Below are 19,881 nucleotides of genomic sequence, written 5' to 3'. Positions count from 1 at the left end.
GTTAGCGGCCGCTATAGACTGACGGAAAAACAATATCCTGATCGACCAGGACGTTGAACTTGTAGCCCGGCCGGATGCGAATTGTCGGCTGAACGTTCAGATTCTTCGAGATCGTCTCTTCCGCTACCCGGCCGAATGATTCGGCAAAATTACGTCGTGCTGCATCCGAGGCGGTGTCCTGCGTCGCGAGCGTCGAACTCTCAGGCATCGACATATCGATACCAGTTCCGATGATTGCCACCAGCGCAGCCGAACCGAACGTCCTCCAGAGATGGCGGTCGACCTTATCCTGGAAGCCGCCATATCCTTCGGCGTCGGTGCCAGCCATGCCTCCGATCTGCAGCGTAGCCCCATTCGGATAAATGAGGTCCGTCCAGACGACGAGCACACGTTCCTGGCCAAAGGACACCTTGGAATCGTAACGGCCGAACAGCTTTGCGCCCTGCGGGATGAGAAGGCGATAGCCGGTCGCGCTGTCGTAGACATTCTGGCTGATCTGAGCTGTAATGCGCCCTGGCAAATCGGAATTCAGGCCGGTGATCAATGTCGCTGGGATGACCGAACCGCGCTTCAATTCATTGGGTGACATCTGCGGCACCACCTGGTTTGGCAGGTAGCCGAGATCCTTGATGTCCTGATTGAAGAAATCCTCCTTCGACGTCTGCCCGTTCTGATCGACGTTCTCTCCCGTCAGGCCGGATTTCATGGCGGCGGCATAAAGGTCTGAGGCGCTGTTTGCTGCGACGTTTGTCGGCTGGCGGCCGGTGTCATTGGTGGAGCTTGCAGCCTTCTCGACATCGGAGATGTCGACCTTCAGTGGCGAATCGAGCGCCGTGGAACGGGCCTGGAGACGCGCCATCCGCTGCCGCTGCGCCTCGCGCATATATTGTTCATCCTGCTCTCGCTTCAGGCGAGCCTTCCATTCCTCTTCGGATTCGAGCTTTTGTCTGCGATCTTGTCGCTCCGTTGGTTGGCGCTTGACGGCCGGTTCCTGCTCTTCCTTTTTCTCGACCACGACGGGTGTCGGTTGAAACACCTCCTGCTTTTCTGGGTCACCGATAATGCCGTCCGTGACACCCCGCTTAAGCTGGTCGCCGAAACTGGTCGCAGGGCTGTTGGAAGCGCTCTCGATGTCGCCACGGTTGAAGGAAAGCCCGCGCAGCGACAGACCAATCACAACGACGCCGACGAACAGCACGATGACGATGATGGCGACGATGATCGGCAGGCGGTTGAGCCGCCGCATGCCCTGCTGATCGTCGGCCTGGCTAGAGGTGCCAAGCTGGAGCGACTGGACCATGTTAATCTCCGTCAATTGCGCTGCATGATCGAAAGGGAACTGGCCGGCACAGCACCCGCCGCCGTCGGCGTGTAAGCGCGGCCGAGAGCGATGGATGACGTCGAAAGCCGCGCCAAAACCTGCCCGTCAAAGCCCTCGATCGAATAGGAAAGCTCGATCGGCTTGACGTCTTTGGCGATCTTGCCGTCCGTGACGACCGTGTAGCCCCATCCCTTCAGGGCGGCTTCGAGGGCGGTCGCGAAGTCCGACGTGTCCTTCTCCATTTTGATCGTCGTCGTAGCACCGGCCGGGCCGATCTGTTCAGCCAGACGGCTTGCCATGTCGCCGGCGATGGCGCTTGCAGCCGGTCCGGTGACGGCCACCGGCGTCGAGCTGGTGGTCAGTGCGTCGTCGGCCGTTTGGCAGCCGGAGAGCAGCGCGGCCGCGATGAAGAATGCGAATAGCTTCCGCATGGTTCAGCCTCCCCGCCGGATGGTGATCTTCTGCTGCCGCCAACCGACGCCGGAAACGAGGATCGCCTTGTCGATCGCATAGTCGACGGTCATCATGTCGTTCTTCATCCGGTAATTGACGATGCGATTTTGACCGCCGGAGACGACGAAGAGCACAGGTGCATCCTGACCGGAGATCGACTTCGGGAACTGGATGTAGGTCTTCACCCCGTCAGAATAGACCCGCTTCGGTTTCCAGGGCGCGCTCCCGCTCACCGAGTAGGAGAAGTTCAGCTTGTCCGGCGCTGTGCCCGGAATGCCGCCCGTTTCGAGACGGGCGTTTATGTCGGCGAGCTTGGTGGACACGTCTTCCGGATATTCGAAGCCAATGCGCGCCATGTACTGGCTGGGATGGGATTTGAGCTGGATGTGATAGGTTCGACGTGACGTGGTGACGACCATCGAGGTGAGAAGCCCTGGCTCAGATGGTTTTACTATGAGATGGATGGCCTGTCCGCCTGTCGCACCCGAGGTGGCTGGCTCTACCTTCCAGCGCACGGTGTCGCCGACGAGGACGTCGCGAACGATCTCGCCACCCTGAAGTTCGATGTCGCAGACCTGTAAAGGCGAGCAGACGACGGAAGGTTGCGTTTCGCCGAACAAGAAGATCACCTTTCCGTCCGGTCCCGTCGTGACCAGTCCCGGCGTGCCGCGCCACTTCCTGGAAAGATTTGTTCCTTTCACCTCGTTGCTCGTCATGCTTTGCGCCTGCGCGCCCGCGGCAAGCAAGAGTCCGGCTATGCAGCCGGCGGCTGCGATCAATCCCGTTTTTTTCATTGAAAGTATCCCTGCCCTTAAAGCTGTGCCGTCCAGTCGAAATCCCGGACATAGAGGCCGATCGGATTTAGGCGGATCGTCGCCTCATCCTGTGGCGCGGTGAGCGTCACAGTCGCGATGCCGCGGAAACGACGCGTGCCGGTTTCCTTGCCCTTGCGGTCCCGCTCGTATTCCGTCCAGTCGATCTGATAGGTCTGGTTCGAAAGCGCGACGATGTTGTTGACCTCGATGGCAACGGTCGAAGACTTCGCCTTCTCGAACGGGGAGTTGCCCCGGAACCAGGTGTTGACCTTCTCGGTCGATGGGTCGGGCGTGCGCAGAAGGGCGTAGGTACGGTCGATATATTGCTTCTGCACCACCGCATCCGGCGTGATCGATCGAAAGCTTGTAATGAAGTTGCCGAGTGTGGCGCGCACCACACGGGCATCGGCATACTCGATCTGCTCGGGGAAGCCTGCCGTGACTGCCGTCCCGAGCTTGTCGACCTCGACGATGTAAGGCACGAGCCTCACCTGCGTGCTCAAATACATCGCGTAGCTGAAGCCGATGACGGCCATGACCAGACCGAGGACTCCCACGATGCGCCATGCGGCTGCGGCCTTCACATAGGAGCCATAGCGTTCGCTCCATTCCTGGCGGGCGGCAAGATACGGGTTTTCCGGGGCGCGGTTCGCTGCCATTTATTCTTCCCTTGTCTCGATTACGGTTTGTCGTTGCGTTCGGGAGGAGGCTTCGGTGTGCTATGACCGCCGCGATGCTCATCGAGCTTGGCATTGGCCAGTCCGAGAATGGACCCGGCATAAGCGCCCGGAGAGCCGATTGCCTTTTCCTTGGCGGCTGATCCGGCTGCTTGCGCGCCGGAAGAGAAGCTCGCGCCCACTCCGCGAAGAGCAGCACCTGCAACGGATGAACCGCCAGCTCGTGCGGCTTGAGCCGCCGCAAACCCCGCGCCGGCAGCGCCGGCGGCGAGGAAGCCAGCGCCTGCGGCGAAAGACGCCGCTTGCCCGCCGTGGCGGATCGCTTCCATTCCTCCGGATACCGATGCGCCCTGGACGACGCCCTGGATGATGTTCGGGACATACATGGCGATGATGAAGACGACGACGGAGATACCGGCGATGGCCAAGGTCGTGACGAACTGATCCGACGAGGCAGTCGGTGCTTGAGCAAGGCCAAGCAGGACGTTCGATCCGATCTTGGCGATCATCACCAAGGCCATGAGCTTCATGCCGACGCCAAAGGCATACACCAGGTATCGAACAGCAAAGTCTTTCGTGAAGGACGAACCACCCAGCCCGAGCATGATCATGCCGGCGAGCAAGCCGACATACATTTCGACCATGACCGACACGAAAATAGCCGCAACCAGCGAGAAGCAGATGACAACGATGCCCATGGCAAGAACGGCGGCAATCGCGAGCGCATTGTCTTCGAACACCCCGAACTGTGCTTGTTGCGACATTTGGGAGGCGACGCGGATGCCAGCATCGAACACTTCAGCAGGCGAAGCTGAACCACCGCCGGCGCCAATCTGGAAAAGGCTGTCGACCACCGCTCGCGCAAAGGTCGGACCCTGGGTCAGAACGAATGCGAAGAACCCGATGAACATGATCCGCCGCACCAGTTCGGCGAACCAGCTGTCCAGTGAGGCTGACTGGATCGCCAACCAAACGGCCGCAATGCCGATCTCGATCGTTGCAAGAATCCAGAATAGGGATTTCGCTGCCTCCATGATGGTGGTCTCCCACCCCTTCGCAGCGGATGAGACCTGGTTTTCCAGTTCCGTGAGAACCTGTCCCTCCTGCGCGAATGCGGGAACAGCATAGGTGAGGAAAAAGAGACCTGTAATCAGGAACGAGCGTGCGACAGTTACTTTCACCATCTCGGGCGCATCTCCTGACCTTCCTCGATCGGCGGCAGCTCCTTGTCGGAGCCGAAGAATTTTTCCCGGACGGCGCGCTGCTCCTCGGTGAGCGCGGGTATTCCTGTGTTTCGGGAATTGACGATCAGCACTGTCGCTGCAGACGATGCAGCGGCGACAGCCAACAGCAAGGCAAGCAGAACAGGGCGGCTCACCATCGCGGTTCCATTTTCTGGCCTGCCGGAACGCTCTTGATCTCGGCGTTGAAGAATTTTTCCCGCCGCGCCTGCGCCAGGTCCTTGTCGGTCTGTTCCGTCTGAAGCCAAGTTCCCATCATTGTCATTTGTTGGGACACGAGACCGCGAAGCTTCTGCATTTGCGCGACTTGCTGGGCGGCGATCTCGTGGCCAACCTGCAAAGCCTTCATCTGCCCGTCAGCCGTTTCGGACATCGACCGCAGCGAGGACATCGTATCTTCCTCACTATCGAACTGGTCGGCCGTGAGGCTCGCCGCTTTCAGCGAGCTGGCGATCGTGTCGCGGTTGGTGTTCGACCAGGACTGGTAGGTCGAGGAGAACGTCGCGTTGTCCGGCAAGTTGGTCTTGAGATCGCCATAACTGTGAAAGCGCTGCTGAAGAACGTCGTCCGCATTCCCCATCGAAAAGGCGATGCCCTGTCCCTGGTCAACGATGCTGCGCAGCTGGTTGAGATCGCTTTCGACCTGACCCCAGACATGGTCAGGAAGCTGCGCCGTGTTTTGCAGCATGTTCTCGTAGATCTTCAGCTGGTTCTGGATCTGCTCTGCAAGCTGGCTGATCTGGGTCAGCTGATTGTCGACCTGGATGCCGGAGCTTTTCATGAGATCCACGAGCTGCGCATTGTTGGCGAGCTGCGTCCATTCGGTCGCAGCGCCGGTGGCTGTACCGGCTTGCACTGAGCCTGCAGCTCCGATCGTGAGAGCGGCGGCGGCTAAGCAGGCGAGCCATCTATTTGAGTAGCGATGCGGCATCGTGGATTCCTCTCGTTTCAAGCCAGTGGATCGGCCATTCGTGGCCATGTTCGGATTTCAGGCCGCGGATGCGTTTGAGGTCCTCTTTGCCCGACGCGCCGACAAAGCTCAGCGCAACTGGCCCCAGCGCCATGTCGAAGAGCCGCCGACCTTCCGGCGTGGCGACGTAGTATTCGCGCTTCGGAATGGCGGTTGCGACGATCTCGATCTGCCGCTCGTTGAAGCCGATGCGCTCGTAGAATTCGCGCGTTCCCGACTCGCGAGCGGCGCCATTGGGAAGGCAAATCTTGGTGGGGCAGGATTCTTTTAGTACGTCTATGATCCCGGACCGCTCGGCATCGGAGATCGATTGGGTCGCAAGAACGACGGCGCAATTCGCCTTACGCAGCACCTTGAGCCACTCGCGAATCTTGTCGCGGAATACAGGGTGGCCGAGCATCAGCCACGCCTCGTCGAGCACGATCAGTGTCGGCGACCCCTCCAAACGCTTTTCGATCCGGCGGAACAGGTAGGTCAGCACTGGCACGAGATTGCGCTCGCCCATATTCATCAGCTGCTCGATCTCGAAAGTCTGGAAGGCGCCGAGTGTGAGGCCGTCCTCTTCCGCATCGAGGAGCTGTCCCATCGGGCCATCGATGGTATAATGATGCAGTGCGTCCTTGATCTCGCGCAGTTGCACGCCGCTGACGAAATCCGAGAGCGAGCGACCGGATGCACTCGCCATCAGTCCGACTTGCCGAGAGATGGCGTTGCGATGATCGGGTGTGATCGTGACACCCTGCAGACCGACCAACATCTCGATCCATTCCGTCGCCCAAGCCCGGTCGGCGTCACTTTTGAGATCGGACAATGGGCAGAAGGCCAACGCTCTCCCCTCTTCCGCATTGTCGCCGCCGATCTCATAGTGATCGCCGCCGGCTGCGAGCGTGAGGGGTAGAAGTGAACTGCCTTTGTCGAAGGCGAAGATCTGCGCATGTTCATAGCGGCGAAACTGTGCGGCGATCAGGGCGAGCAACGTCGACTTACCAGAACCGGTCGGACCGAAGATCAGCGTGTGCCCGACATCATCGACGTGCAGATTCAGACGAAACGCTGTCGATCCGCTCGCAACCTGCATCAAGGGCGGGGAATTCGGCGGATAAAAAGGGCATGGTGCGACAGGATTTCCGGACCAGACCGAGTTCAGCGGAATCAAGTCGGCGAGATTGCTGGTGTTAATCAGCGGCTCACGGATGTTGCAATACCAGTTGCCCGGTAAGCTGCCGAGATAGGCGTCGGTGGCGTTGAGCGTTTCGATCCGCGCCCCGAAACCTTCCGCCTGGATCAGCCGCCGGATCGCTTCGGCCTTCTCCTGGAGTGCTTCGCGATCGCTGTCGAATAGCACGACCACCGGTGTGTAATAGCCATAGGCAACCAGCTGCGACGAGGCCTGCGCGATCGCATCCTCGGTCTCGGCCACCATAGTCATCGCGTCTTGGTCGACGGATCGACTTTGTGTCTGGAATATCTGGTCGAAGAACGGTCGGACCTTCTGCTGCCATTTCTTGCGTGTGCGTTCGAGCTTTTGTCGGGCTTCCTCGGCATCAAGGAAGATGAAGCGCGATGACCACCGATAGGTGAGCGGCATCAGGTCAAGGCTGTTCAGAATGCCCGGCCAGCTTTCGGCCGGCAGACCGTCGATCGCAACGACGCCGAGGAAACGGTTTTCGACCTTTGGCGTCAGTCCGTGTTCAAGCTCTGCGGTGGCGATCCAGTCGAGATACATGGGAATATCGGGAAGCCGGATTGGATGGCTTTCGCCGGTGGTGCAAAACCGGGCGAACTGGAGAAGCTCGTCATATCGGGCAATCCTCTCCCCTCCCCCTTCGACCGTTTCGCGGGTTTCCATTCGCCGGATCGAAAGAGTGTTGGCAAAATACTGCTCAAGCTCTCGCACCGCGTTCTTGAATACGAAGAGTACCGTGTCCGCGTAGGACTTCGTCCGGCTTTCCTCGTCCGAATAGATGTATTTGCTGAGAGCAGTCTTCTTGGACTCGAGTGGCCGGTAGGTCAGGATCAGCGCATGCTTGCTCTCGAAATGCCCCTGCTCGCGTGCGAAATGTGCGCGCCGCTCGGCGTCGATCGCGCGGGTCACCGGGTCAGGGAAATGGCAACGATCCTCCGACGGATAGTCGACCGTCGGAATGCGGATGGCATCGACCTGGATCATCCAGCCGCTTCCAAGCCGCGACAGAACGGCATTGATCTGCCTCGACAGCTCGGTGCGCTCGAGGTCGGTCGCACTTTCCGAGTCCGGTCCTGCGAAGTACCAGCCGGCCATCAGGCTTCCGTCCTTCAAGAGGAGGACACCATTGTCGACAAGGCCGGCATAGGGAACGAGATCGGCGAAGGACGGGCCGGTCACCCGGAAGCGTTTGAGAGCTACCATTGCCGCCTCCTCAATACCGGCGCCACGGCGAAGTGGTCGCCTTGTAGTAGGGCTTGTAGGAAATGTGCCTGATATAGACCTGTCGCATGAGCGGGTCGGACTTCGCCATCATCCTGAGTGCCCCAACGATGACGATCCAGACGGCGACGCCGAAGAGCGCAGAATAGACCGTGAGAACGACGAAAATGAGAATGACTGCTGCAAGACCGGTGATCAGCACCAGCTCCCGGTCGGCACCCATCAAAAGGTTTGGGCGTGACAGTGCACGGTGGATGCGGTTGCGTCGCAGGCCGGACAGGGAGTCAGCCATGATTGCCCTCCCCTCCTCCGTTCGAACCAGTTGACGTGATCTGCTCGTCGGTCAGCCCGATCGAGGCGCCGGTCGCACCGAAAAGGCCGACGATGTTGGTGGCGCCGAGCAGGATGCCGGCGACAAGAACGACGTACACAAGGCGCCGCGCGAAATCGTTCAGTTCCCCGCCGAAGATCAGCATGCCGCCGGCAATGGCCACGGCCGCAAGCGCGATTGCGCCCGCGACCGGTCCGGTGATCGACTCCTGGATCTGCTGCAGCGGTCCTTCCCATGGGAGACTGCCGCCCGAACTGGCAAGCGCCGGCGCGACCGAGGCAAGAACGATGGGCGCCGCCACGAGCGCGGCGGCGATGAATGCGTACTTACGCGACATGGCGCGCCTCCTGTTCTTCGATGAACTGATCGGATTCGATCTCATATTGTCCGTTGATGAACCGCTCAACTTGAATGATGTCGCGAACAAGCCGCCCACGCGGCGTCCGTTCGATCGAGATGACCAGGTCGACGGCCTCTCCGATCACCTCGTGCATCGGCTGCTGGCTTGCTTCGGCTGTCAGTTGTTCAAGCCGACGCAGCGCTGACATGGCGGTGTTCGAGTGAATGGTCGCGACGCCGCCCGGGTGACCGGTGTTCCAGGCCTTGAGCAACGTCAGGGCCGCTCCGTCGCGGACTTCGCCAACGACGATCCGGTCGGGGCGCAAGCGCATGGTGCTCTTGAGGAGCCGAGCCATGCCGATCGAATCGCTGGTATGCAGGAGAACGGCGTTTTCGGCCGCGCACTGGATTTCCGCTGTATCCTCAAGAATGACGAGACGATCCTGGGGCGCAGATTTGACGATCTCGTGGATGACCGCGTTCGCTAGCGTTGTCTTGCCCGAGCCCGTTCCCCCGGAAATGATGATGTTCAGCCTCGTGGAAATGGCACTGCGGATCGTTGCGGCTTGGTATTCTGTCATCACGCCGGCGCAAATATAGTCTTCGAGCGGAATGAGGCGCGACGCCCGGCGACGAATCGTGAAGGCAGGCTTGGTGACAACGGGGGGCAACAGTCCCTCGAAGCGGTGGCCACCGATTGGCAGCTCGCCGGAGATGATTGGCTGTTCCGTGTCGACCTCTGACTGAAGTGCGTGCGCCACTGTTCCAATGACCATCTCCGCGGCAGCGGATGACATCTCGCCGGCGGGTGCAACGCCGTGACCTAGCCGTTCGATGAATATTTTGCCGTCCGGATTGAGCATGATTTCGACGACGTTCGCGTCGTCCAGGGCAACACAAAGCTGATCGCCGAGCGCCTCCTGAAGTTTGCGGACGAGCCGAGGGTGCGAGCGAAGCTGGTTCACGGATTTCTCCTTAGGCTGCCTGGCTGAAAGGGGGCGAATTCAGAACGGTAGTTGGAGGGGCGAAGCCTGACGAACGTATCTGCGTCGGCGGCCAGTGTGCCCGCTACGGCCATCGTCACGCCAATCTTCTTGGGTTCGCCCAAACGCTGCAGCGGCCATCCGACGCGAGCGAGGATTCGCTCGAATCTAAGATCGGTCACCGTGACAATCTCGGTATAGCCATTAGCCATGCACCATTCGATGATGCCAGCGAACATGGTCAGCGTGGCTTCATGAACCGAGCCGTCGCCCCTCCCCTCCGCAAGTGCCGTGTCGACGCAGAAGCGAGAACTCTCAATCATCGCGGCATGACCGTTGAGTTGACCGTCTGGGAGAAGCGACGAGAAAACGTCGGCCACCATTGTCGGTCCAAGCGCAGGAAGAAGCCTCGCGCACCCCGCCAGTTGGCCGGTCTCTGCGATGGCGAGAATATAGGTCGGCCGAAGCGCATCGAAACGATCGGACTCGCACCCCGCCGTTACATCGACTTCCCAACCCAGGCGATCGGAAAATACCCGAGCACGAAGCCGGTAGTGGATTTGTAGGAGATGCGCCTCTTGGATCGTCCGGGGTGTTGAGAGCGCGAGAGCCTGCATGATTTTTCTCCGTCGTCGTTGGTCGGCGGGAAATCAGCACAGTTTGGAATCGGAGGGCAGTTGTAGGATTCAACATGCGCGTAGCGAGGTGAGTCGCGGTTCATGAGGGGTGTGGCGCTACAGAACCGCCTAATCTACTTGCTGCTACACTGTTCGGATTTGTAGGATTCACAGGAGAACATTCCGGGATCACCGAGCCGGGCATTTGAGGCTAACTCCCGGAGCGGAAAAGCAAAAATCCGAACAGCCTTATGCAGATTGTCCCCGGTCGTTAACCTTTTGTTAACCCTAAACCTCTGGACCAGTTCGGAGAATCGTGTTCTATTTTTAGCGGGCAATGGCCGGTAAACCGGCGAAAAGCCGCCAAGAGGGACAGATGGCGATAGCAAACCGAGTAGAAGCAAGTGTTGGCTCGAAGGAAGATGCCGGCAGCAAAATCATGCGCCATGCCGGGCTTCTGTCCGGGCAATTGCAGCAGCTCAGAACTCGTATGTATCCGCCAAAATCGGAAAAGACCCTGCGTCCCTTTCTGACCAACGAAGTGTCGAAGCTGACGTCTATACCCGATTCCACCCTGAAGCTCATGTCCACCGAAGGACGTGGGCCGATTCCCAGTAGGCTGGAAAATAACCATCGCGTCTACACGCTGGACCAGATCAATGAACTGCGTGAATTGTTCGCGATTCAGAAACCCGCAGACGCCTTGCGGTTCCTTCCTCGTCGTCGTGCCGGCGAGCACCTCCAGGTTCTTGCTATAGCCAACTTCAAGGGCGGCAGCGCGAAGACGACAACCTGCGTCCATCTTGCCCACTATCTCGCCCTTCATGGGTATCGCGTCCTCGCACTCGACCTGGACCCGCAAGCATCCTTGTCCGCTTTGTTCGGTGCTCAGCCAGAAATTGACGTCGGGTCGAATGAAACGATCTATGCCGCTTTGCGTTACGATGACGCCGAGCGTCGTCCCATCCGCGATATAATTCGCAAGACATATTTCGATAGCATCGACCTCATTCCTGGCAATCTTGAGGTCATGGAGTATGAGCACGAAACGCCACGGATCTTGGCGAACAAGGGCAACTCCGGCGCAATCTTTTTTGAGCGACTGAAACTCGCCCTTTCGGAAGTCGAGGCGGACTACGACATCGTGATTCTCGACACTCCGCCGTCCCTCGGCTTTCTGACGTTGAGCGCGATATACGCCGCGACTAGCATGATCATTACTGTCCACCCGGCTATGCTGGACGTTGCGTCGATGAGCCAGTTCCTTCTCATGATGGGCGATCTGATTAGTGTTCTGAACGAGAGCGGCGCGCAGTTGGACCAGGACTTCATTCGGTATCTGGTTACACGACACGACCCCAATGACGCGCCACAGTCGCAAGTCGTTGCGATGCTTCGGCACTTGTTCGGCTCCGATGTACTATTGCCCACCGCCATTGAAAGCACCGCCGTTGAGGCAGCCGGCTTGGCAAAACGTTCGGTATACGAGCTCGAATTGGGGCAGATTGGGCGCGATACTCACAAGCGTGCTCGCGAGGCGGTAGACGCTGTGAACGAGGCAATTGTTCGCCTGGTCAATGAGAGCTGGGGGCGGACATGAGCAAATCCTCTCGAAAGTCGATTGTCGCCAGTTTCGGGTTGCTTTCTGCGGAGCTGGAGAGTGATCAGGCTGCGGATCAACAGCAGCCGTCGCAGGACCCTGCCCCGGTTCCCGGAAATCGTGTCGGAGCAGGTGTGATCGGTGCTGCTCACCGAGCAATCGACGACATTCGAACAGAGCGAGATCGCTTGAAGGCTATCGTGGAGTCAGGCGGTGGTGCGGTTCGCGAGTTGGATCCGTCGCTCATTGACCCTTCCCCTTATCCGGACCGGCTGCCGGACGATGATGCGTCGAGCTTCGAGGCGTTCAAGCGGTCGATCGAGACTGAGGGGCAAAAGGTTCCCGTCCAGGTCCGCAAACACCCCTCGTCCCCAGGTCGCTATCAGATCGTTTACGGTCATCGACGCTGGCTCGCTGCCATGCAGCTTGACAGGCCTGTTCGCGCTCTCGAAGTCGAGATTTCCGACCTCGACCTAGTTCTTGCACAAGGCATCGAAAACGCAGGGCGCCAAGACCTGACCTGGATCGAGCGCGCGCTATTTGCGTCGCGAATGGATGATGCGGGGATCAAGCCTCGGCACATCTACGCTGCGCTTTCGATCGAGGACGCAGAACTGGCTCGGATGCGGAATGTCTACAGGGTCGTTCCCGCGGATATCATCGAGGCGATTGGGCGGGCGCCGAAGATTGGGCGGCCACGATGGCTCGATCTTGCCAAGACGGTTGCGGGCGACACGGGAGCGCTCGGCGCCCTAAGGGCGGCGCTGGTTAGGACGGGCGATGCGGTTGAGACGTCCGATCAAAGGTTTCAGCGTGCATTGAACGCCATCAAGCCAGTATCGACTGGTCGGAGAGAGCCAAGCCCGATTACAGACAAGAGCGGAACGAAGCTTGGCGCCCTGTTGATATCCTCGAAAGAGGTTCGAATTTCGGCTGAGGGTTCACTCGGGGGCGACTTTTTGAAGTTTGTTGAGGCGGAGCTCCCAGCGCTAACGGAGCGCTTTGTCCGCCTGCGAGAAGACGAGAAACCCTGACAGCTGTCAGGGTTTGGAGATGAAAAAAGGACGAACTGCAAAAGAAAAAGGCCCCCAAACGTTGCCGTCGTGGAAGCCTCTCTCAATGTGTGACAACTAGAGAATCGCATTTCCCCGAATCCCAGTCAAGAGTCTTTGGCACCGTAATTTGGTGAGCAGGTTTCTTTTGCCTTTTTGAAGGTGAAGAAAATGCAGATTGGAAGTGTGACGACGCCCTTTGGGCGGCGGCCGGCGACGCTTGCCCTGGTGAAGCGGCAAATCGAAACGAGTAAGATCAAGCCGGGCAAGACAGCGGACAAATGGAAAGTCTTTCGGGACGCATCCGAAGCAAGGGAGCTGCTTGGCCTGCAGGATCGCAGCCTGGCCGTCCTTGACGCGCTCCTGAGCTTTCATCCGGACACCGAATTGCGCCAGGATGCGCAGCTCATCGTTTTTCCGTCCAACACACAATTGACACTTCGGGCGCACGGTATCGCCGGCGCTACCCTTCGCAGACATCTGGCCCTTCTCGTTGAGGCAGGACTGATCGTGCGGAAGGACAGCGCGAATGGAAAGCGCTACGCCCGGAAGGATAGGGCGGGTGCGATCGATAGCGCATTCGGCTTTGATCTGTCACCGTTGCTCATGCGAACAGATGAGCTTGCCATGATGGCGCAACAGGTCGTTGCAGATCGTTTCGCCCTCCGTCGGGCGAAGGAAAATTTGACGATATGCCGGCGTGACGTTCGAAAGCTCATTTCTGCCGCGATCGAGGAAGGTGCGTCAGGCAACTGGGGAAACATCGAAGCGATGTACATCGGTCTCGTAGGCAGGATTCCGCGCGCTCCGACGCTCTGTGATGTGAATTCAATCCTGGACGAGATGGAGCTCTTGCTGCAGGAGGCGGTCAACATCCTGGAAATGCAGCAAAAAGACGAAAATAATAGCACCAATGGTGACCAAAGTGAGCGTCACATACAGAATTCAAACACCGACTCCATCTATGAACTTGAACCTAGCTCAGAAAACGAGCAGGGCGCAAAGACGGTGGACGATGATCGGCCGAAGCGGGAACCAGTCCGGAATTTTCCACTTGGCATGGTGATGCGGGCTTGCCCCGAGATCGCGATATATGGCCCGGGCGGTACGATCGGGAGTTGGCGCGAGATGATGGGTGCAGCGGTGGTCGTCCGGTCGATGCTGGGCGTCAGCCCGTCAGCCTATCAGGAGGCCTGCGAGGTGATGGGGCCGGAAAGTGCGGCCACGGCGATCGCCTGCATCCTTGAGCGGGCAGGGCACATCAACTCGCCTGGCGGATATCTGCGAGACCTGACACGCAAGGCGGCACGTGGCGAGTTTTCACTTGGCCCGGCGCTTATGGCGCTGCTTCGGCTGAATGGCGATAGCGATCGCAGGACGGGATAGTTGATTACCTAGGCTGTTGGTCGGCTGGTCAAAACCCTGACAGCTGTCAGGGTTTTGCGATCGGCGGATGCTGGAGCGGGGAAGGGTAGATCAACTCGGCTGGCGGATGCTGACATCATCCGACAAGGCAAGTTTTCGCTCGGTCCGATGGGCAAATTAAATGAAGTTGCTTGCCTGGTCCGAGCCGTGCTCTGCTGGCCTTCGAGACCGTTTTAAAAATGAGGAAGAGCAATGCCGTCTGAAACTCGATCTCCGCGCCTCGCTGTTCTGATTGATGCGGACAATACATCCGCTAAAATCGCCGACGGGCTGTTCGAAGAGGTAGCCAAAATCGGGGAGGCGAGCGTGCGTCGCATCTACGGTGATTTTTCTGGCACCCGCTCCAAGGGTTGGGCGGACGTGCTCGCAAAGCACGCGATTATCCCGCAGCAGCAATTTGCGTATACAACGGGAAAGAATGCTTCCGATATCACTTTGGTCATCGATGCAATGGATTTGCTGCACAGCGGGAGGTTCGACGGCTTCTGCCTAGTGTCCTCGGACAGCGATTTCACGCGGCTTGCCGCCCGGATCCGCGAGCAGGGTGTCGATGTATTCGGCTTCGGCGAGCAGAAGACACCGGAAAGTTTTCGCCAGGCCTGCCGGCGGTTCGTCTATACCGAAAATCTGCTTCCTGGCGCGATCAAGGACGAGCAGAATACTGCTTCCACCGACAAGCCGCTGCAGCCGGCAACATCGGCCGTGCCGCTGATCAAGAAGGTACTGTCCCAGGAGGATAGCGATGACGGCTGGGTCAACCTTGGCACCGTCGGCAAGCAGTTGTTGAACCGGCGCCGGATTTCGACCCGCGTACATTCGGCTTCCGAAAACTCAGCGATCTTATCCGCAAGACGAACCAGTTCGAGATTCGCCAGGCCGAGGGCGGTCCGATCAGCATCCGGGTGAAACAACGAGGCAACAAGTAGCACCATCGTCGAGGCGATAGAGAGCGAGGGAATACCGGGAAACCTCGACGGTGAGTATGGGCTTTCCCGCGCGGCAAGAAGCGTCTATCAGTGCTGCCGCAAAGAATACTGTCAAACGAGCACGCTTCGGCAATGCGATTGATCAAAGGAAGATGTCATGGCGACCGGTACGGTGAAGTGGTTCAACGCAACGAAGGGCTTCGGGTTCATCCAGCCGGACGACGGCAGCGCCGATGTGTTCGTCCATATTTCCGCAGTGGAGCGGGCCGGCATGCGCGGCCTCAACGACGGCCAGAAAATTACCTATGAGCTGGTAAAGGATCGCAAGTCCGGCAAGATGTCTGCAGACAACCTGCAGGCCTGAGTCTGACTGCAGTTGGATGGTCGGATAGGCCGGGTTAGCCCGGACTATCCTTTTTTGCAAGCCATGTGCGCGGTGCGAGCGCGGGACCTCAATGTTCTGCATTGCAGTATTACCCTCAGAGTGTTCAAGCGGTTCACCTCCTCCCGAACCGCTTGGGTCCGACGGACAGCAGGCTGTCAGTCACTATCGGACGCCCGCGCCCCGCATCCCTTGCTGGGCTTTCTGTTGCGCAAGCAGGACGACCGCCACATCCCTCATTACGATTTTTGCCATCCTTATCGATCAAGGCCCCACGAGATCGCCCCAATTGTCTTGACGGATCTGTTCTTAGAGCCGGCCGGCCGGCCGCAAGGACGCCATCGACGCATTTAATTTCGATGCGGCTGAGAGGATGCAGACCAGAAGCTTAGAGACATCAGCAGCATCCCCGTTTCGCGAGTACTAGGTTCCCTCGTGATGCTCCATCTGCGCCCGCTGAGGGACGATTAACGTGACCGACACCAAGCGGGCGAAGGTACAGGGGCGCACGTATTTGCTTCTAATCTACGGTCCCCCGCCCGCCAGCTTATGACAGGAAGGAAGCATTCGGCGCCCCTGGAGTGAAGGGCTGACGCGCGGATATATCAAACTTGGCAATTGCTCTGATGCTGTCGAAAATTCCCATCTTTGCGAGGAGTGCTGAAGGGGTGAAGGTCACGCTGCAACGTAGACGTACTTCAACTTAATCTCGGTTCATCGCTCGCCCCATCTCGGGGAAAGCGTTAGTAAAATTACCTGGCTGTAACCCACTTCTGACCACTGGAGCCGGAAGCAGCCTTCAGAGCATACGCGTAGCGCGTCCGCTGCGACGGGTGGCATTGTTGTAATAACTCGAGGCTTGCTGAACCGAGCGATGTCTCGACTGTTCCATCGCCTCGGGGAGCGGAATCCCGCGGATGGCAGCCTCAGTCAGATATCCCGAACGCAATCCGTGCGCGGAAAACTCCCCAGGCTCCAGCCCCGCCATCGCCGCCCGCTGCTTAATGATTGCATTGACCGACTGCGGATCGATCGCCCGCCGCGAAACCGTCCCCCATCGGCCGACCGCTCGGAACACGCTCCCCTTGTCGATCTTGGCTGCCGTCATCCAGGCATTCAGCACCTCGACCGGCCGCCCAGTCAGATAGACGACGTCGTCCTGCTCAGCGCTGCTCGTTTTGGTCCGGCCGAGATGGATGGCAAGAGAGGGGAGGGGAGGGCCATTGTCCCCCGGGATTGGCGGCTCGACGGTTAGCTGCTCGCTGCGCAGCCCGGCGATCTCGCTGCGCCGGCGACCGCCGGAGGCAAAGGCGACCATCAGGATCGCCCGGTCCCGGAGATCGCGCAGACTGTCGGTCGCGCAGGTCGCCAGCAGTTTTGCCAGCACATCGCCGGTGACGGCCTTGGCGCTCTTGCGACGCCGCGTCCGGGGGACGGCGCGAACGGCGAGACGAATGGCTGATTTGAGGGCAGGGGAGGTGAAGGCGCCGTCGAGGCCGCGCCACTTGCTCAGCGTCGACCAGTTCGCCAGCCGCCGGCGCACCGTCGCCGGCGCATGCGGCCCGACAGATTTCAGAAACCCCTGTTGCCGGAGCTTTTCGTCGACGTCGGCCGGCATGCCATGATCCGAATCGGTCTCGCGGTGTTGCGGGTCCCAGAGATGATGGGCGACGAATTTGAGCAGCAGGGCTTCTGGCGCCGGCCAGGGCAGCGACTTTCCAGTCGCCGCTAGTCCCCAAGCTTCGAGATAGGTCAGATCCGAGGTCAGGGCGCGCAATGTGTTGTCGCCCATGCCCTGGTTGACGAGATGGCGCAGCGTTTCGACGTCGTGGTCGGTGAGCAGTTCGGCGAGTTCGTCGCGGCGCTCCATCGGCAGCACGGCGGCAATGGTGTCGAGTTCTTCGGCGCGGCGCTCGACGGCGGTCAGTGATGTCTTGGGTTGGGCCACGGGCGCTCCAAAATCGCGGGTTTCGGTGGCCTCTAGGACCGTGATTTGCCCCGATTGTCGGTGATTTGCGCCCTGAAATCAATCTACCATCGATAAACGTTGGTTATCGATGGTTAAAACGCCGGCTGTGGTTCATGGTTGGTTGCGGAAGCAAATGTCTGTTTAAATGCCGTTAGGCGCCCTAGTCGCCTATGATTCAATGGCCTAACTGCCGCGATCCGGCGGAAACAATCGTCAAATTCGGGTACGTGGGGCAGATTTGGTGGCGATGCCGGTTTGTCAGGCAATTGTGTCGCTGACCAGCTTCTATCATAATCCGCTTCGTCCTTGAAGAAGACTGCCATTGAAGGATGGATCCGTGCCATGACCAACATCGATATCGATAGGCTCGATGAGGCCGAACTGCTGGCGTTGAACGAGCGTATCGTCGAACGGCTTCATCTTCTGCATCGGCAAAAGACAGATCAAGCATTGCAGCAGATCAAGATCGGCAGTGCCGTGATGTTCGAGGCACCCGACGGCCGAACGATTACGGGTATCGTCATTCGCCGCAATCGCAAGACCGTCACGATCCATACCGACGACGAGAGGCACTGGAACGTCTCACCGACGCTTGTCAGGCTGACCGGTCGGCATGCTCTGGATGGGGTGGCGTCCAAGGACGGGCGCGTGCTGCCATTTACGAAGCCCGGCACGCGGTAGCGGCGTTCAGGCTTTCGCCGCGATAAGGCCTGCCAATTGCGGGATGGCTTCGCCGCCGAGGCCAAGCCGGTCCCCAAGATAGTGATAAAAGGAAAGCTTGAGTTTCTGGCAGGTCTTCAAGAGACCAAGCATGGTGTCGCGGGCAACACGACCATCGCGGCTCATGGTGCCGCCGGAGATCTTTCGTTTGGTGACGAACGTCCGCAGGTCATTCTCTGACGCATTGGTGTGCAACGGTGTTTGCGGGTAATCGAGCACCTTTAGCAGCTCGTTTTTACGGCGATGCAGCCGCTCAAGCAACTTGTCGAGTGCCCCATAGCCGGTGCGCAGGCTAAAGATCCTATCGAACCGTTTTCGGAACGCGGGAGCGGACTGAGGGGAAGGGTTCAGCTGATAGGCTTTCAACGCCTTGTAGAAACGCCAGACGAGATCGCGCACGACAGCGACCCAGCGCTCCTCCTTCGCAGTCGCCGGCATCAGCTTTTGCAGAAGACGCTCGCCGTGGACCCAGCATAGCGCGTGGTTGCCGACGCGGAACTGGCCGGCGTCGTCGGACACGATCACCATGTCACCCACCAGACCATGATGACGGATCGAGCCCCAAAGGCCGGCCTCTGCAAGCGTACCAATGTCCTGCCGGTCGAAGATGTCGATACCCTTGCCGCCCAGATGCTCCATGAACGGTACCTGGTTGCAGAAGTGTTGCAGTTCAACAGTCCGCAGTCCGGCGGCCAATGCTGGACCGCCATGGCGTTCCTCCAGATAGTCGATAGCCGCATCGTTCAACACGTAGTCCAGATAACTGCCACGCAGCAGCGACAGGAAGTTCAGCCGTGATTTTGATTTCGTGGTGCGGAAAATGGTAAAATGCTCGCCGCCGATATGGGTCGTGTGGAAGTTGGCATGGGCATGGCGGGCGCCGGTATCATCGACCGTCACGTAGGCCGACGACACCAGGCCAGCATGCAGCACCGCCGCATCTTCAGCGACAAAGCCATCCAGATCCTTGGTCAGAAGCCGCACGATCTGACGCTTGGAGATGTCCAGACCGATATCGTTCAGCAATGTCGTCAGCCGCGCCATCGTCACCTGTCCTTGCGCGTGGAGCATCAGGCACAGCCGCTTGAGGTTTGCCCCGTAACCGCCTGTGATCCCCACTGGCAACGGCGCGAGCACCGTCTTTCCATCCGGCGTCACCCAGCATTCGCGGCGATAATGCACGAGCTCGGCCTTGAGGATAAGGTCGCGGACGTAGACGCTTTTGTATCCCTTGAAGCGCGAGCCGCTGGGAACATCGGCGCGCAAGACTTGCCGCCGGCTCACCCGCTTCACATCCAGTTTTGGACCCCGTGGCTTCTTCTTGGCGCCCGGCTTCTCGTCAGGCTTCGTGTCGGTTGCCTTTTCCATGCCGGACGATCGAAACGGCGGCCGCGGTGGCAGATTCTTCAGCCGGGCGATCTCATCGCGCAGCAGCTGGTTCTCGAGTTTCAGCCGGGTATTTTCCAGGCGAAGGGCGGCGGTTTCTTCGCGCAGCTGGATGGTCTCGGCCTCAAGCTTCCCGAGCCGAGCTTCCGCCTGCTGCGCCCGCTCCAGCAGACCCGTCACCAATCCGCGCAACGCATTCAGCGAAAGCGTGTCGGCATGCTCGGGGGAGGGAAGCCGTTTCTTCATGGCAGAATCGAATCATGATTT

General features: G+C 59.2%; 19 protein-coding genes and 1 pseudogene. 6 read left to right on the top strand and 14 right to left on the bottom strand.

Going from position 1 to position 19,881, the window contains the following annotated elements:
• Position 1 precedes the first annotated feature (1 nt).
• The 12 genes from trbI to traI are packed head-to-tail and all read right to left on the bottom strand — an operon-like array spanning position 2 to position 10,154.
• On the bottom strand, positions 2-1,300 hold the full coding sequence (gene trbI / locus J3P73_RS35005; RefSeq protein ID WP_207580363.1) for an IncP-type conjugal transfer protein TrbI: 1,299 nt from the start codon (positions 1,298-1,300) through the stop codon (positions 2-4).
• A gap of 11 nt (positions 1,301-1,311) precedes the next feature.
• On the bottom strand, positions 1,312-1,752 hold the full coding sequence (gene trbH / locus J3P73_RS35000) for a conjugal transfer protein TrbH (RefSeq protein ID WP_131624155.1): 441 nt from the start codon (positions 1,750-1,752) through the stop codon (positions 1,312-1,314).
• Positions 1,753-1,755: 3 nt separating this feature from the next.
• Positions 1,756-2,568 (bottom strand): P-type conjugative transfer protein TrbG, encoded by an 813-nt coding sequence (trbG, locus tag J3P73_RS34995; protein WP_131624153.1) that lies wholly within the window; start codon positions 2,566-2,568, stop codon positions 1,756-1,758.
• 17 nt (positions 2,569-2,585) lie between these two features.
• Positions 2,586-3,248, bottom strand: a complete 663-nt coding sequence (locus J3P73_RS34990) for a conjugal transfer protein TrbF (protein ID WP_131624151.1) — start codon at positions 3,246-3,248, stop codon at positions 2,586-2,588.
• Between the two features lie 20 nt (positions 3,249-3,268).
• Positions 3,269-4,450 carry a P-type conjugative transfer protein TrbL gene (gene trbL / locus J3P73_RS34985; protein ID WP_207580362.1) on the bottom strand — a complete coding sequence of 394 codons (1,182 nt, stop codon included), beginning with the start codon at positions 4,448-4,450 and terminating at the stop codon, positions 3,269-3,271.
• Positions 4,444-4,644, bottom strand: a complete 201-nt coding sequence (gene trbK, locus J3P73_RS34980; RefSeq protein ID WP_207580408.1) for an entry exclusion protein TrbK — start codon at positions 4,642-4,644, stop codon at positions 4,444-4,446. The genes trbL and trbK overlap by 7 nt, the downstream gene beginning before the upstream one ends.
• Positions 4,641-5,438: a P-type conjugative transfer protein TrbJ gene (trbJ, locus tag J3P73_RS34975; RefSeq protein ID WP_131624147.1), complete on the bottom strand. Its 798-nt coding sequence runs from the start codon at positions 5,436-5,438 to the stop codon at positions 4,641-4,643. The genes trbK and trbJ overlap by 4 nt, the downstream gene beginning before the upstream one ends.
• Complete coding sequence (locus tag J3P73_RS34970; RefSeq protein ID WP_207580361.1) at positions 5,416-7,866, bottom strand: conjugal transfer protein TrbE; 2,451 nt, start codon at positions 7,864-7,866, stop codon at positions 5,416-5,418. Before J3P73_RS34970 ends, trbJ begins: the two co-directional genes overlap by 23 nt.
• A gap of 10 nt (positions 7,867-7,876) precedes the next feature.
• Positions 7,877-8,176, bottom strand: a complete 300-nt coding sequence (locus J3P73_RS34965; RefSeq protein ID WP_027668110.1) for a conjugal transfer protein TrbD — start codon at positions 8,174-8,176, stop codon at positions 7,877-7,879.
• Positions 8,169-8,552 (bottom strand): TrbC/VirB2 family protein, encoded by a 384-nt coding sequence (locus tag J3P73_RS34960; protein ID WP_164021416.1) that lies wholly within the window; start codon positions 8,550-8,552, stop codon positions 8,169-8,171. Before J3P73_RS34960 ends, J3P73_RS34965 begins: the two co-directional genes overlap by 8 nt.
• Positions 8,542-9,519, bottom strand: a complete 978-nt coding sequence (gene trbB / locus J3P73_RS34955) for a P-type conjugative transfer ATPase TrbB (RefSeq protein ID WP_131624138.1) — start codon at positions 9,517-9,519, stop codon at positions 8,542-8,544. The genes J3P73_RS34960 and trbB overlap by 11 nt, the downstream gene beginning before the upstream one ends.
• Positions 9,516-10,154: an acyl-homoserine-lactone synthase gene (traI, locus tag J3P73_RS34950; RefSeq protein WP_131624136.1), complete on the bottom strand. Its 639-nt coding sequence runs from the start codon at positions 10,152-10,154 to the stop codon at positions 9,516-9,518. Before traI ends, trbB begins: the two co-directional genes overlap by 4 nt.
• A gap of 376 nt (positions 10,155-10,530) precedes the next feature.
• Here traI and repA point away from each other — a divergent pair, with 376 nt between their 5' ends.
• The 5 genes and pseudogenes from repA (at position 10,531) to J3P73_RS34925 (ending at position 15,521) form a co-directional block, all read left to right on the top strand.
• Positions 10,531-11,754 (top strand): plasmid partitioning protein RepA, encoded by a 1,224-nt coding sequence (repA, locus tag J3P73_RS34945; protein WP_032991837.1) that lies wholly within the window; start codon positions 10,531-10,533, stop codon positions 11,752-11,754.
• The gene (gene repB, locus J3P73_RS34940; RefSeq protein ID WP_164021417.1) at positions 11,751-12,788 is read left to right on the top strand and encodes a plasmid partitioning protein RepB; all 1,038 of its coding nucleotides are present in this window, start codon (positions 11,751-11,753) and stop codon (positions 12,786-12,788) included. The genes repA and repB overlap by 4 nt, the downstream gene beginning before the upstream one ends.
• A gap of 189 nt (positions 12,789-12,977) precedes the next feature.
• A complete protein-coding gene (gene repC / locus J3P73_RS34935; RefSeq protein ID WP_207580407.1) occupies positions 12,978-14,192 on the top strand; it encodes a plasmid replication protein RepC in 1,215 nt (404 codons plus the stop codon).
• Positions 14,193-14,423: 231 nt separating this feature from the next.
• Positions 14,424-15,157 (top strand): annotated as a pseudogene (locus tag J3P73_RS34930) (NYN domain-containing protein).
• 157 nt (positions 15,158-15,314) lie between these two features.
• Complete coding sequence (locus tag J3P73_RS34925) at positions 15,315-15,521, top strand: cold-shock protein (RefSeq protein ID WP_027511051.1); 207 nt, start codon at positions 15,315-15,317, stop codon at positions 15,519-15,521.
• An 817-nt stretch (positions 15,522-16,338) separates the two neighbouring features.
• Here the strand turns inward: J3P73_RS34925 and J3P73_RS34920 are convergent.
• A complete protein-coding gene (locus J3P73_RS34920) occupies positions 16,339-17,487 on the bottom strand; it encodes a site-specific integrase (protein WP_207580360.1) in 1,149 nt (382 codons plus the stop codon).
• A gap of 327 nt (positions 17,488-17,814) precedes the next feature.
• Between J3P73_RS34920 and J3P73_RS34915 the strand changes: the two genes are divergently transcribed.
• Positions 17,815-18,189 carry a hypothetical protein gene (locus J3P73_RS34915; RefSeq protein WP_072642649.1) on the top strand — a complete coding sequence of 125 codons (375 nt, stop codon included), beginning with the start codon at positions 17,815-17,817 and terminating at the stop codon, positions 18,187-18,189.
• Positions 18,190-18,195: 6 nt separating this feature from the next.
• On the opposite strand, the gene J3P73_RS34910 is transcribed toward J3P73_RS34915, so the two are convergent.
• Positions 18,196-19,860 (bottom strand): IS66 family transposase, encoded by a 1,665-nt coding sequence (locus tag J3P73_RS34910; RefSeq protein ID WP_207580359.1) that lies wholly within the window; start codon positions 19,858-19,860, stop codon positions 18,196-18,198.
• Between the last annotated feature and the right edge of the window lie 21 nt (positions 19,861-19,881).

This window comes from Rhizobium ruizarguesonis, assembly GCF_017357285.1.
Classification (GTDB): Bacteria; Pseudomonadota; Alphaproteobacteria; order Rhizobiales; family Rhizobiaceae; genus Rhizobium; species Rhizobium ruizarguesonis.
The sequence above is the reverse complement of the archived record's forward strand: the minus strand, read 5'-3'. Positions and strand labels throughout refer to the sequence as shown.

Bases quoted from the DNA above. Each gene is read 5' to 3' on its own strand.
- trbI (WP_207580363.1), bottom strand. From the start codon at position 1,300: ATGGTCCAGTCGCTCCAGCTTGGCACCTCTAGCCAGGCCGACGATCAG.
- trbH (WP_131624155.1), bottom strand. From the start codon at position 1,752: ATGCGGAAGCTATTCGCATTCTTCATCGCGGCCGCGCTGCTCTCCGGC.
- trbG (WP_131624153.1), bottom strand. From the start codon at position 2,568: ATGAAAAAAACGGGATTGATCGCAGCCGCCGGCTGCATAGCCGGACTC.
- J3P73_RS34990 (WP_131624151.1), bottom strand. From the start codon at position 3,248: ATGGCAGCGAACCGCGCCCCGGAAAACCCGTATCTTGCCGCCCGCCAG.
- trbL (WP_207580362.1), bottom strand. From the start codon at position 4,450: ATGGTGAAAGTAACTGTCGCACGCTCGTTCCTGATTACAGGTCTCTTT.
- trbJ (WP_131624147.1), bottom strand. From the start codon at position 5,438: ATGCCGCATCGCTACTCAAATAGATGGCTCGCCTGCTTAGCCGCCGCC.
- J3P73_RS34970 (WP_207580361.1), bottom strand. From the start codon at position 7,866: ATGGTAGCTCTCAAACGCTTCCGGGTGACCGGCCCGTCCTTCGCCGAT.
- J3P73_RS34965 (WP_027668110.1), bottom strand. From the start codon at position 8,176: ATGGCTGACTCCCTGTCCGGCCTGCGACGCAACCGCATCCACCGTGCA.
- J3P73_RS34960 (WP_164021416.1), bottom strand. From the start codon at position 8,552: ATGTCGCGTAAGTACGCATTCATCGCCGCCGCGCTCGTGGCGGCGCCC.
- traI (WP_131624136.1), bottom strand. From the start codon at position 10,154: ATGCAGGCTCTCGCGCTCTCAACACCCCGGACGATCCAAGAGGCGCAT.
- repA (WP_032991837.1), top strand. From the start codon at position 10,531: ATGGCGATAGCAAACCGAGTAGAAGCAAGTGTTGGCTCGAAGGAAGAT.
- repB (WP_164021417.1), top strand. From the start codon at position 11,751: ATGAGCAAATCCTCTCGAAAGTCGATTGTCGCCAGTTTCGGGTTGCTT.
- repC (WP_207580407.1), top strand. From the start codon at position 12,978: ATGCAGATTGGAAGTGTGACGACGCCCTTTGGGCGGCGGCCGGCGACG.
- J3P73_RS34925 (WP_027511051.1), top strand. From the start codon at position 15,315: ATGGCGACCGGTACGGTGAAGTGGTTCAACGCAACGAAGGGCTTCGGG.
- J3P73_RS34910 (WP_207580359.1), bottom strand. From the start codon at position 19,860: ATGAAGAAACGGCTTCCCTCCCCCGAGCATGCCGACACGCTTTCGCTG.